We start from the raw sequence: 13,026 nt of genomic DNA, 5'->3' as shown, positions 1-13,026 counted from the left end.
AACGTAAGGTTTTTATATAGCCCCACATATGCCGTTCTCTCTAGATGTCCATAAACCTGCTCTCACAGGTGGATGCTCTCACAAATGTTTGTAACTTCCTTCTTAAAAAGATGGCATGTTAGCTACATTTAAATATTGAGCTTCCATATTAAACTTATTGGTTTAAGACATGCATAAGCTACGTACACCGTAGGAATTTTATATAAGGTTAGTTGAAATAAGACCCCCGCACGTGCCGCTCCTCGTAAATGTCCAAAAACCCGCTACTCGCAGGTGGATGCCCTCACAGTTACCGTACATCTTCCTCCACAAGGAAGGCTTGATGATGGTCGCTAAATATTGAGCTTCCGTATAACTAACATCGGTTTTAGACATAAATAAGTTACGCACACCGCAGGATGTATTATTTACTTGTCGTTATATTATCACATTGTTTCCAATGTGTAAAATACAAAGTTTTTCGAGCAATCTCTTGCTTGTGACCTTATTTTAATACAAATTATTTTTGCATGCAAGTGATTAATCTTCTTCTTTTGCAATTTGATTTTCTGGATAAGAAATCCAATCACTCCAGCTACCTGCATACAATTTAACATTTTGGAATCCAGCCAATTTTAATGCAACGATATTTGGACATGCCGTAACACCAGAACCACAATATACAATGGTTTCCTTATCTTTCGACAGATTTTGGAATCGTTCTTGTTGCCCAGCTTTATTCTTAAATTGTCCTGATTGCAACATTCCATCCTTCCAAAAATGGTTTACCGCTGTTGGAATATGTCCTGCTTTATGATCGACAAGTTCCTCTACACCAGCATAACGTTTCGGCTCTCTTGAATCAATTAATGTAACATCCGCACCTGCACGGATATTCTCTCTGACCGTTTCCATCGTTACAAGCATATGATCTTGTATATTAGCTTTGAATGTTTTTCGTATAGCAACAGGAATTTCCGCTGTTGTCGGTAGTCCATTCTCTTTCCAAGCAGGGAAACCACCATCTAATATATATACTTTCTCATGTCCTACATAGTTACATAACCACCATAAACGAGCAGCATTTGCACCAGCTTGACTGTCATACGCAATTACTGTCGTATGTTCATCAATACCAGCCTTCGAAAGCTTGTCTGCAAACTCCTCAATATTTGGTAAAGGATGGCGGCCACCATGTTCTGCTATAGGACTTGATAAATCTAAATTCAAATCAAAATATAACGCATGAGGAATATGTCCTTCTTCATACTTTTCTCTACCCCAATTAGGATTCGCTAAATCAAAACGACAATCGATTATACGGACATTCTCATCTTCTATATGCTCACGTAACCATTCGACTGTAACTATCATCTTTAACGACCTTCTTTCTCTTTCAAACGACTTACATACTCCATAACCATTTCTTCTGTAACATATTTACGCTGCAAGGTAACACCATTTTTTGCAAGATCATTAATTTGCTTCGTTACAAAATTAATGACATCAACCGAAAATTCTTTCCCATTTGACGCAAGAGATACGGCAGCTTCAATAGCTGCTTCACGCTGTGCATCTAATTGTAAACATGCTTTTACGCTTTCATTTTGTTTACGAGAATGTGCTGTAATTGCTTTATGTACTTCCATCTTCTCTTCCCCCTAAATAGTTATACGTTTTTATTCAATTCCATTGCAAGCCGGATCATATCACGACATACAATCCCATTTTCAATAATCTCTTCTTCATAATGCTTCGAAAAGTAATCAAAATCAATAGAAAAAATACGAAATCCACATTTTTGATATAAAGCAAGTTGTGAAACACTAGAATTGCCTGTACCAACTTCAAGTTTTGACATACCATATCCTTTAGCAGTTTCTACAGCATGCCTTAATAGCTTCTTCCCAATCCCTGTTCCTTGTAAATGTTCTACAACCGCAATATTCATGATTTCCATCGTCTTTGGCCTTGTTTCCAAAAGAACATATACACCGATAACGCTCCCCCCCTGCTTAGCTACGTATGTTAATCCTCTTTGTACATATGTAGCTATTTGCCGTTCACTTGGATCAGCAAGTAACAATAAAGCCTTCGGTATAGCCTCTTTTGGAATACGTTCTATTACAACAGACATAAAAAATTCCCCCTTCTCTATTGTTCTAAACCCTCCTTGTCTACCATAAGTAATAGAAAGGAGGGATTCACCATGGACAACAATGAGAAAAAATGCAACGTCATCTCTATTGATGGAAAGAAGAAGAAAAGCGACACGTATTCCTATCCAAAATTAGTAGTTGAAAACAAAACATATGAATTTTCTTCATTCGTCTTATGCGGTGAAACACCAGATGGCAGACGACTCGTTCTTACTCATATGATTTCTACCGATGAATTTGCTGGATTTGTAAAATCTTTAGATACTGTACTTCAAAAGAAAATTGAACGAATCTTTTTCTCATAACGACTATATAACATAAATTTCTTTTTCAATCTCTACTAACTGCTTTTGCAATTGTTCTTTACTTTGTTCATATAGAGATACATCGATCGTTTCAGCCAATGCAAACAATATACTTTCATAATAGTTCATCACATCTTGCTGCATCACTTTTTGGAATAAATTCCACTTCATATCCCACTCTTGCTTATAATGATGAACAAATAAATGTTTTTCATCAGCTACATAGTTTGATACGAGCGGTTCTAATACAGATTTAGCGTCTTCTTGCATAAAAGCTTTGTCATTCTTTTCAAAAAAGCTTTTCTCATTTTTAAAATGTGCCAATGCTTTTTTGAAATCTTTTATTTCAACTGAAGGGAAGGGTTCTTTATGTGTAATATCTTTATATTCATACTCCACTGTTCCATTCATAGAAATTGATTCATTTTCTACTTTACAGTTCACTACAATTTCGTCTTTTGCACGCTTCATCGCTTCGTCTATCCATTTTTCAAGGCGTAATGATGTCGCACGCATTTCTTGCAATAAATCATGCTGAATAAATGCTACTAATTCCATAACACACTGCTGCAATTGTGTTTTCACATTTCCATCGGTTCGAAGTGACGCCGGATTAATAAATTCAGTAAACACATCGTTATAGCGTAGGAATAGACGCTGTTGCACGTAATAAAGCAACTCTTTCACTTCATTTTGCATCGCCTGTTCTTCAGCAAGTACACTATATGAAGAAATGATATGAAGTAGTTGATCACGCTCTGCTTCATATTTTTTCGTTTGCTTCTCTTTCTCTTCATTCCCCTGCTTTGCACCCTTTATCATGTTTACTAAAAGCTGATCTGCCCCTTGCAACGCACCATATAGAGCATGCACAGAAACAAGCATTAAATCTCTCATCATAAAGGACGTAAATGATTCCTCAAACTTAGTAATCCCAGAGTTTTGTAAAATACCATACTTCTCTTTTTCAACATTCTTTCCTTGTTTCTCTTCAAGCGCACATAAACTTGAAATTGCAAATAAACGCGGATTTCTAATACCGTATTGCAGTAGCTGATCTGCGATATAATCTTTTACCATTTCAAGTTCTTCTTCAGACTCTGCTAAATCCGCAGCATTAATTAAGAAGAACATTTTATCAAGGGAAAAAGTATCCTTTACACGACCAAGCTGAATTAAAAATTCACGGTCAGCACGAGAGAATACATGGTTATAATATGTTACAAATAAAATAGCATCTGCGTTTTTAATATACTGGAATGCAACATCCGTATGGCGAGCATTGATAGAATCCGCTCCAGGTGTGTCTACAAGCGCTACTCCCTGCCTTGTTAAAGCACAATCATAATAAAGTTCCATATACTCAACGAAGCATGATTTCTCTTCATTCGCTACATAATCAGAGAACTCTTCTAATGTAACTTGTACTTGTTCTCCTAAATAAGTAGAAACTGCATCATACCCTTTTTGTACCGCTCGTAAAAAGCTAAATGTTGTTTTTTGCTTCCCAGTTGGTGAAGGATATTTCATAACTTTATCAATTTGTGCTAACGCTTCATCTAACGTAGCAATCTCATAATGAAACAGCTTATAAACAGCTTTCATATCTTCTAATAACGCTTGCTTTGATTTAAACTGAACAATTACTGTTCCATGTGGTTTTTCCTCTGTAACCGGCAAAATTTGATTAATCGTTGCCGTCGTCGGGTTTGGTGATACAGGAAGTACTTTCTCACCGAGTAAGGCATTGGCAAATGATGATTTTCCAGCACTAAATGCCCCGAATAACGCTACTGTAAATTGTTTTGTTTCTACACGTCTTCTTTTCTCTATTACCTCTTGCTGTACATGTTTCAGCGCTGGCAATGGCTCTAAGATCGTTTCAGCTTTTTTCACTTTCTCTAATATCCGCTGAATATTTAAAGCCGCCGTTCCTTTCAGCTCTTCTTCATGAATCGCTACGTTATCGTTTACGATTTCCTTCTCTTGTAGTGTAAATTTCTCACTAACAATTTGCTTTTCCCTTTGCAATATCTCATCTATTTGCAAACCTTCAGGCGTAGCAACATGATCGTGCCAAACATTTCGTAAATAGTCTTCATATGTCGCCAAATTGTTATTGTATTGTAATTGTGTTTCTTTCGCCGTTTGCAACATCGTATATGTTTCAATCTCTTCTTCAATACGAGCAACTGCTTCCCTCACCTTTTGCTTTAAAACGACCGCACTTTTATCAAAAATTTGCTGTGCTTTTATAAAATAACGCTTCTTTAATTCATTCGCTACATCCGCTGTATAAAGAAGTAAGTAATCACCTGTGAAACCTGCGCCTTGTTTAATTACCTCAGCCAACATTTCTGGTCCGAAAGCAATTTCTAACCCATATATGTCTTTCCCAATTTCCTCCGTGAACAATCCTTCTTCTTTTAAGAAGGCTACAATAAATTCCTTCACATGAAAATCAAGCTGCGTTTCAACAGTCTTTTGAAGGGCAGAATAAAACGCCTCTACACGCCTTTGTTTTTCTTGCTCCGTCTTTCCTTTCGCAAATAGCAAACCGACTTTAAACTTTGTTAATTTCGTTTCTAAGTACGCATTTGCCAATTCTCTCATTTCAAATGGCATTAAATACGCGTTATCTAATATAGCTTGTAGGCCTTTTATAAATTCATTTCTCACATGAGACTCTTTACTTGCCTCACGATTTTTCGCTTCCGTTAACTCTTCCTTCTTTTCAACTACCTCTGAAATAGAAAGTGGTGATGCTAACTCTTCCTCATATTTCAAAAGAGCTTTTTCATTTTCAGAAACAATAAACGAGAAATGTTCCCCCATTAAATATTCTGTTTCTCGCTCCATTCCATTCCTTACATACTGCTCTTTTTCTTTCATAATAGAAGTAATTAACGTTTCTAAGCTTCCAATTTCATTATGTGGATGGTTCATCATTCGTAATGACGTATAATATACTCCATCTACTTCAATATCCCAGTTAGAGAACGATTGCTTTACACTATCTTTATAATTCTCAAACGACAATTCATTTTCTTTATGTTTATCTATTTGATTGACAACGAGATAAACCGTTTTATTACGTTGTTTCAATTCTTTAACAAATTGCAAATTCACTTCCGATTGGACGTGATTATAATCCATCATATAAAAAATTACGTCTGCTAGATGTAGCGTTGATTCTGTCGCTAATTGATGGGCATCATCTGTTGAGTCAATCCCTGGTGTATCTACTAACATAACACCTTCAGGAATTGGCGCATCATTCCGATAAATGTGAACACCAATTACCTCATCACCATCTTTACAAATTTGTTTTAATTCTTCAGCTGAATATGCACCGTCATACTCGTACTGTTCTCCAGATTTAACCGTTACAACAACACGATCCATTCCTTTTTCAATTTTGACAACGTTAGCGCTTGTCGGAATTGGACTTGTTGGTAACAACTGCGCTTTATATAGATGATTCATCATCGTTGATTTCCCTGCAGAGAAGTGACCACAGAACGCTATCATAAGCTGTTCTTGTTTATATTTTTGAATCACCTCAAACAACTTTAAACTATTCTCTGCATCGCCGTGTTTTTGCCACTCTTCATAAAAACAAACAAGTTTTTTCATACCGTTTGTCTGTACTATGTTTGTCATCCCCTTGTTCCCCTTTATCCAAGATGTATATACTTTTCCCCGCTATTTGCGAGCTCATAACCAGTGAGAGTTACACCTACCCATTGATTACAGTTTCACTTTACTATCATACTAAATTTTCAGCATATTCTCATTAAAAATAAAAAATCCCTTTCATTCTTTTTACAAATGAAAGGGATTTTATGTCATATCACTCATTTTGCTGTTCCTACTCCATTTAAAACATACTTCGCAATAACTGCATATACAGCGACTGTACCTGCTACTAATGCATATACCATACTTACACACCAACCTTTTTGATAATGATTATCAATTTTAAATATATTTTATCATTAAAGAGAATCATTATCAACACTTTTCATAAAGAAAGCTCCTTATAAGAAGGAGCTTTACTGCCTGTTTTGAAAAAGGTTAAAACTTGTTGTGCCCTCTTATTATATCGCATCTTACATAACTTAATAGTTAAAAAAAATGGAAATCCACCCTATACCCTCCATCTTACATTTTGTATAATAAAAGGGAATTACTTAACAGGGAGGAAAATAATGACACAAAATATTTCACAAGGCGAGAGGATACACTCCATCGATATTATTAGAGGAATAGCTGTACTAGGTATTTTTCTTGTGAACTGGCCTGTTATCGCTGGGATTGACTCACGTGATATTTCAGGAGTTTATGAAGGGCTAGATAGCTATATCCGTCTATTTTACGATATGTTTATTCAAACAAAGTTTTATACTATCTTTTCGTTTTTATTTGGCCTAGGCTTTTACATTTTTATGAGTCGTGCTGAAGCAAAAACAGATCATCCGAAAATTTTATTTGTTCGCCGCTTACTTATTTTATTATTATTCGGTTTCTTACATTACGTTCTTTTATGGGACGGAGACATTTTACATACTTATGCGATTGCTGGATTTTTCTTATTTTTATTTTATAAGAGAGAACCTCGTACTATTTTAATATGGGCTATCGTTTTATTGAGTATTTTTCAATTCATTATGCTAATGGCTGGTATTACAGTTGCATTGGTACCAAAGGAAGAGCTAGGTTTTTCCTTACCTATCATGCCATTAGAAGATTGGCTGTCACAAATACAAAATCGTTTCCATGCATTTTACGCTGATGGAATTGGATTAAATTTACTTATGCTTCCAGAAACAGTTGGGCTATTTTTGCTTGGTTTATACGCCGGCAAAAAGGATATTTTCCGCCGCACGAAAGAGTTAGATCTAAAACTTAAAAAATGGCAAATTATTATGTTCCTTTTAACATTACCAATGTGGTTCTTCATGGTCCGTTACTTCTTATCAAAACCATTTTATGAACCAATTTATATGCAGGTCTTTACAATGTTTAGCGGAAAAACGTTATTCATATTCTACATTTTCACGCTAATGCGTTTATTACAAAAAGAAAAATGGCAAACGTTATTACGTCCATTCCAATACGTTGGACGAATGGCATTAACAAATTACATCTCGCATACAATTGTTACATTACTTGTATTTGGTCTATTCCTTAAAAATTATTATCCTGCTCCATTATGGGTTGGACCAATATTCTGCATTAGTTTCTACACGTTACAAATCTTTATTAGCCGCTGGTGGCTTTCACATTATCAATACGGGCCACTTGAGTACATTTGGCGTCTTGGTACGTACGGAAAAATGATGCCACTTAAAAAGAAAAGCAAGGTCTCATAATGAGACCTTGCTTTTTTACGCTTCTCTTACCTCACTTTGCATAGACACCGGCTCTTCTTTTATTTTCACTTTACGCTGCGGCACCATATTAAATACGATATTTAAAAGTACTGCTGACGCACTTCCAAGTACAATTCCGTTATCTGTTAAAATACGAATATTTTCAGGAAGTTGTGAGAATAAAGTAGGAACGACTGTAACTCCAAGTCCGATTCCGACAGAACATGCAACGATTAATAAATTTTCTTGTTTACCAAAATCAACGCTACTTAACATTTTAATACCATATGCCATTACCATACCGAACATTGCTAACATCGCACCGCCCAGTACTGATTTCGGAATGATCGTTGTAATAGCTGCGATTTTTGGAATGAATCCAAGAACGATTAACATACCACCACAAGTATAAATAATAACGCGATTTCTTACTCCAGTTAATTGAACAAGCCCTACGTTTTGAGAATATGTTGTATATGGGAACGCGTTGAAAATACCACCTAACACCATCGCTAATCCTTCTGCTCGATAGCCTTTTGTTAATTCTTTTTCACCAATCTTTTTATTGCAAATATCAGATAATGCAAAGTATACACCTGTTGCTTCTACAATCCCTACGCAAGCAACTAAAATCATCGTAATAATTGGCGTCAATTCAAATGTTGGTGTACCGAAGTAAAATGGCTGAATACCATGGAACCAATCTGCTTCTCCAACTGCTTGCAAGCTTACTTTCCCCATAAATGCTGCAACGATTGTACCGAACAATAAACCTAGCAAAATAGAGATTGAACGAATAAATCCGTCGAAGAAACGATACATAATGATGATAAATAGTAACACACCAAATGCTAACGCTAAGTTTTCAAGACTTCCGAAATCTTTGCTTCCTACTCCGCCAGCCATATCATTAATAGCAGCTGGAACAAGTGTAACTCCAATTACTGTAACGACAGATCCTGTTACAACAGGGGGAAACAGTTTTACAAGCTTTCCAAATAATTTTGCAAAAATAACAACGAATAACCCGGCAGCAATAATTGCTCCATAAATAGAAGACACGCCGTATTGTTTCCCGATTGCAATCATCGGTCCAACCGCTGTAAATGTACAACCAAGCACAACTGGAAGCCCAATACCGAAAAAGCGATTTGATAATGCTTGTAAAATTGTCGCAACGCCGCACATTAATAAATCAATTGAGACTAAATATGTTAACTCTTTTTGATTCAAACCAAGTCCACCGCCCACAATAAGCGGAACGATAATTGCTCCAGCATACATTGCAAGCATATGCTGCATACCAAGCGATGCAATTTTAAATGGATGCTGCTTCATCGTTTATTTCACCTCCGCAGTTTCTTGCTGTACAAATGTAACTGTGCCGTTATCAAGTGATGCAATTTCTGCTAGTGATTCAACACGAACGCCTTGTTCACGAAGCTTCTTTCCTCCATCTTGAAATGCTTTTTCAATAACAATTCCAATTCCTGCAATACTCGCTCCAGCTTGCTCTACTAAACTCATTAAACCTAAAGCAGCCTGACCGTTTGCTAAAAAGTCATCGATGATTAATACACGATCATTTTCATCGATATGATTTCGAGATAATGAAATTTCATTTGTTTCTTGTTTTGTAAATGAATATACGTTTGCAACGTACATATTATCTTGTAACGTTAACGATTTACGTTTTCGTGCAAAAATTACTTTTACACCAAGCTCTAATGCAGCCATAACCGCTGGTGCAATGCCTGAAGATTCAATCGTCACGATTTTTGTAATGTTCTCTTCTTTAAAACGTTTAGCAAATTCTTTTCCGATTTCTTGCATAAGTACTGGATCAATTTGATGATTTAAAAAAGCATCTACCTTTAATACGTCACCAGATAAAACCTTTCCTTCGTTCAAAATCTTTTCTTGTAATACTTTCATGTTTGTTCCCCCTCTTATGCAATAAAAAAACTCCAAAAGCCGCCACCACTCGTTACAAGTGAGAGACGCGCTTTTGGAGTTTCGCAAAAAAAGAATGCTAAACAAGCAATTATATTCGTCCTCACTCATAGTCAAAGTATTTACGGTACTTCGGTAGAAACTTGCAGGCCATATCCCCGCGATTATATGAGTGTAGCTAACTATTTATTTTATAGAAGGATTATAACGTACTTTTTATGCTTTGAAAAGCATTTATCAAAAAAACACGTACAAATTTTTAAAAACCACTATTTTTGTTCGAGTTTTGCAAACTCTTTCATTCCCAATTACAACTTCGTTAAAATGATTGGCCCATCTTTTGTAATCGCAATTGTATGCTCATATTGAGCTGATAATTTCCCGTCCATCGTTCGTACAGTCCACCCATTTAAATCTACTTTAGAATATCGCATACCTATATTTACAATCGGTTCAATTGTAATTACCATTCCTTCTTGTAACTGAGGTCCTTGTCCTTGTTTCCCAAAATGAAAAATTGCTGGTTCTTCATGAATCTCTTTACCAATCCCATGTCCCGTAAAGTCTCTTGCGACAGAAAAACCTTCATTTGTTACATAACTTTCAATTGCATAGCCAATGTCTCCTACATGATTACCAATTACCGCCTGATCAATCCCTTTATACAAAGCATTCTCAGCTACTAACAACAACTTTTCTGCTTCATCAGAAACTTTTCCAACTCTATACGTCCAAGCAGAATCTGAAAGACCCCCATTTAAGTTTACTACCGTGTCAATTGTTACAATATTACCCTCAGTTAAAGGAACATCGGCTGGAAACGCATGACACATTTCATCGTTTACAGATGCACATATCGCATATGGATACCCGTTGTAACCTTTCTGTTCAGATGTGGCACCATGCTTTTTTAAATACATTTCAACAAACGTATCAATCTCTTGTGTCGTTATACCTGGCTTTATCATTTTCGCAATTTCTTTATGACATGAAGCAAGTAATTTTCCAGATTCATGCATCAAATCTATTTCATTTTTCGTTTTAATTGTAATCATACTACCTCTACCTTTCCTTGCTAAACCTACTATTTGCTACTAAACTTCTATCATACACACCCTCTACCGAAATTTCAAAACTCTCAATTACAACAAGTAAACAATATGTATCATATATTTCTAAATCAAAATAAAAAAACAGAAGATCCTCTGTTTTTTAATCACGTTTACATATATAGTTCATTTTCAAGAACTCAAAACAACCACCATTTGTTTTCTGTATAAACGTTCCAACCGCTTCAAACCCCACCCTTTTATACACTTTTATCGCTCTCTCATTAAATGTCGCTACTGATAGTGTTATATATTTGCATCCGTATTTTTCTTTGCTAAAAGCTAGTCCAGCATTCACGAACTGTAAACCAAATCCATTTCCAGTTATATCAGGCCTCATTCCAAGTCCAATCTCAACCGTTCTATCATTCATTTTACAAACAGTAAAAAAACCAATGAGAATGCCATTTTCCTTCACAGAAAATGTATGATTCCCTCTACTCTCATCATGTAAAAACTCATCTAAATCTTCTTCATCTGCCTCTATATCGTAAAAGGAATATTCCCCTTTATAATGCCAGTTATATGCAATCTCTTCCGCCTCTTCTTGCGTCATTACTGTATATGTATAAACCATCTTCTATCCCCCTATAAAAAAAGCTGCAAGTAAGCAGCTCTTTTTTATAACTCATAAATTCCTTTATACTTCACTTCTAAATAATCCGCTAAGTAATTTGCATTTAACCCTTCGCCTGTTACATCTTCTAAAATTTCAAGTGGCTTTTTCGTTTTACCATACTGGTGAATATGTTCTGTTAACCATTCACGAATTGGTGTTACGTTTCCTTCTTCTAACAATGCATCAAAGTTCGGAATGTCTTTTAACATTCTTTGCTTAAATTGTGCTGCATACATGTAACCAAGCGCATAAGATGGGAAGTATCCAAATGAGCCACCAGCCCAGTGAACATCTTGCAATACACCTTGCGCATCATTTTCCGGACGAATTCCTAAATATGCTTCCATCTTATCATTCCAAGCTGCTGGTAAGTCCTTCACTTGTAATGTACCATCAAATAATTCTTTCTCTAATTCATAACGCACCATAACATGAAGCGGGTATGTAAGCTCATCTGCTTCTATACGAATGAATGACGGCTTCGATTCGTTAATTGCATCATAAAATTCATCGACTGACATATCATCAAATTGACCATTGCTATACTCTTTTAATAAATCATAATTTTTCTTCCAGAATGATTTATTACGGCCGATAAAGTTCTCAAAGAATAACGATTGTGACTCATGAATACCCATAGATGTTCCACTACATAACGGTGTACCTTCAAATTTCTCTGCAATATTTTGTTCATATACAGCATGACCACATTCATGAATTGTTCCAAACACAGCCATGCGGAAATCCTTTTCGTCATAGCGTGTCGTAATACGAACATCCCCTCTATTTAAAGTAATCTCGAATGGATGTACTGTTTCATCAAGACGGCCTGCCTCAAAGTCATAATTCAATTGCTTTAATAGTTCTAATGTAAAGTTCTTTTGTTTTTCTTTTGAAAATTTTTCCGATAAAGCACTTGTTTTTAATCCTTTTTTAGACTCAGAGATTTCTTTTACAAGCGGTACGATGCGCTCACGAAGTTGACCAAATACGTGATCTAAAACTTCTACTGTAATACCTGGCTCATACATGTCTAATAATGTATTGTATTTATATGTTTCGTAACCCCAATATGTAATAAATTTCTTTTTAAATTCAACAATTTTTTCTAAGTACGGGCGGAACATTTCGAAATCAGATTTTTCACGAGCTTCTTCCCACACACTCTCTGCTTTCGCTTCTAATTTCACATACGCTTCGTATTCCGCTTGTGGAATTTTCTTATTTCTATCATATTCTTTACGACACTCTTCAACCATTTTCTTCGTCGTTTCAGAAAGTTTATCTTCACGTATTAAAGCTTCAAGCTCTGTTAAATAGTTCCCCATCTCATCTGAAGTCGACATGGCAAATACTTCTGATGAAAGCATGCCAATTACTTCTGAACGCTGGTCTACACCTTTTTTAGGCGCCCCTGTTCTCAAGTCCCAAAACATTAAGCTTAATGCTTCTCCGTAATTTTGTATCTTCTTCACGTATGTTAAAAATTGCTTTTCTACTTCATATGTAGCTACTGTCATTGTATAA

11 protein-coding genes, 2 other RNA genes and 1 riboswitch are annotated in these 13,026 nt (G+C 35.8%); of the genes, 2 read left to right on the top strand and 11 right to left on the bottom strand.

What is annotated here, in order from left to right; translation table 11 throughout:
• Positions 1 to 15: 15 nt before the first annotated feature.
• The 5 genes from ssrS (MHB52_RS08565) to MHB52_RS08545 all read right to left on the bottom strand — a co-directional run bounded on the left by ssrS (MHB52_RS08565) (position 16) and on the right by MHB52_RS08545 (position 2,116).
• Positions 16 to 199: non-coding RNA, 6S RNA (gene ssrS, locus MHB52_RS08565), on the bottom strand.
• Between the two features lie 21 nt (positions 200 to 220).
• Positions 221 to 403: non-coding RNA, 6S RNA (gene ssrS / locus MHB52_RS08560), on the bottom strand.
• Positions 404 to 519: 116 nt separating this feature from the next.
• The gene (locus MHB52_RS08555) at positions 520 to 1,353 is read right to left on the bottom strand and encodes a sulfurtransferase (protein ID WP_000637562.1); all 834 of its coding nucleotides are present in this window, start codon (positions 1,351 to 1,353) and stop codon (positions 520 to 522) included.
• A 2-nt stretch (positions 1,354 to 1,355) separates the two neighbouring features.
• Positions 1,356 to 1,628, bottom strand: a complete 273-nt coding sequence (locus MHB52_RS08550; RefSeq protein WP_000451810.1) for a YpbS family protein — start codon at positions 1,626 to 1,628, stop codon at positions 1,356 to 1,358.
• A gap of 20 nt (positions 1,629 to 1,648) precedes the next feature.
• Positions 1,649 to 2,116: a GNAT family N-acetyltransferase gene (locus MHB52_RS08545; protein WP_000117687.1), complete on the bottom strand. Its 468-nt coding sequence runs from the start codon at positions 2,114 to 2,116 to the stop codon at positions 1,649 to 1,651.
• A gap of 72 nt (positions 2,117 to 2,188) precedes the next feature.
• Between MHB52_RS08545 and MHB52_RS08540 the strand changes: the two genes are divergently transcribed.
• On the top strand, positions 2,189 to 2,443 hold the full coding sequence (locus MHB52_RS08540; RefSeq protein WP_000369740.1) for a DUF3931 domain-containing protein: 255 nt from the start codon (positions 2,189 to 2,191) through the stop codon (positions 2,441 to 2,443).
• 3 nt (positions 2,444 to 2,446) lie between these two features.
• Here MHB52_RS08540 and MHB52_RS08535 read toward each other — a convergent pair whose 3' ends face one another.
• On the bottom strand, positions 2,447 to 6,106 hold the full coding sequence (locus tag MHB52_RS08535; protein ID WP_000182127.1) for a dynamin family protein: 3,660 nt from the start codon (positions 6,104 to 6,106) through the stop codon (positions 2,447 to 2,449).
• Between the two features lie 548 nt (positions 6,107 to 6,654).
• On the opposite strand from MHB52_RS08535, the gene MHB52_RS08530 reads away from it, so the two are divergent.
• Positions 6,655 to 7,818 (top strand): DUF418 domain-containing protein, encoded by a 1,164-nt coding sequence (locus tag MHB52_RS08530; RefSeq protein WP_000193088.1) that lies wholly within the window; start codon positions 6,655 to 6,657, stop codon positions 7,816 to 7,818.
• 15 nt (positions 7,819 to 7,833) lie between these two features.
• Here the strand turns inward: MHB52_RS08530 and pbuX are convergent, their stop codons facing one another.
• The 5 genes from pbuX to ypwA all read right to left on the bottom strand — a co-directional run bounded on the left by pbuX (position 7,834) and on the right by ypwA (position 13,019).
• The gene (pbuX, locus tag MHB52_RS08525; protein ID WP_016117498.1) at positions 7,834 to 9,156 is read right to left on the bottom strand and encodes a xanthine permease PbuX; all 1,323 of its coding nucleotides are present in this window, start codon (positions 9,154 to 9,156) and stop codon (positions 7,834 to 7,836) included.
• 3 nt (positions 9,157 to 9,159) lie between these two features.
• A complete protein-coding gene (locus MHB52_RS08520; protein WP_000866483.1) occupies positions 9,160 to 9,753 on the bottom strand; it encodes a xanthine phosphoribosyltransferase in 594 nt (197 codons plus the stop codon).
• 108 nt (positions 9,754 to 9,861) lie between these two features.
• A riboswitch (purine riboswitch) is annotated at positions 9,862 to 9,963 on the bottom strand.
• Positions 9,964 to 10,079: 116 nt separating this feature from the next.
• Positions 10,080 to 10,826 carry a type I methionyl aminopeptidase gene (locus tag MHB52_RS08515; protein ID WP_000628415.1) on the bottom strand — a complete coding sequence of 249 codons (747 nt, stop codon included), beginning with the start codon at positions 10,824 to 10,826 and terminating at the stop codon, positions 10,080 to 10,082.
• Positions 10,827 to 10,983: 157 nt separating this feature from the next.
• Positions 10,984 to 11,457: a GNAT family N-acetyltransferase gene (locus tag MHB52_RS08510; RefSeq protein WP_000263214.1), complete on the bottom strand. Its 474-nt coding sequence runs from the start codon at positions 11,455 to 11,457 to the stop codon at positions 10,984 to 10,986.
• A gap of 44 nt (positions 11,458 to 11,501) precedes the next feature.
• Positions 11,502 to 13,019, bottom strand: a complete 1,518-nt coding sequence (ypwA, locus tag MHB52_RS08505) for a carboxypeptidase (protein WP_000215070.1) — start codon at positions 13,017 to 13,019, stop codon at positions 11,502 to 11,504.
• Positions 13,020 to 13,026: the final 7 nt, after the last annotated feature.

Origin of the sequence: Bacillus sp. FSL K6-0073 (assembly GCF_038006085.1) — a bacterium.
Classification (GTDB): Bacteria; Bacillota; Bacilli; order Bacillales; family Bacillaceae_G; genus Bacillus_A; species Bacillus_A cereus.
The sequence above is the reverse complement of the archived record's forward strand: the minus strand, read 5'-3'. Positions and strand labels throughout refer to the sequence as shown.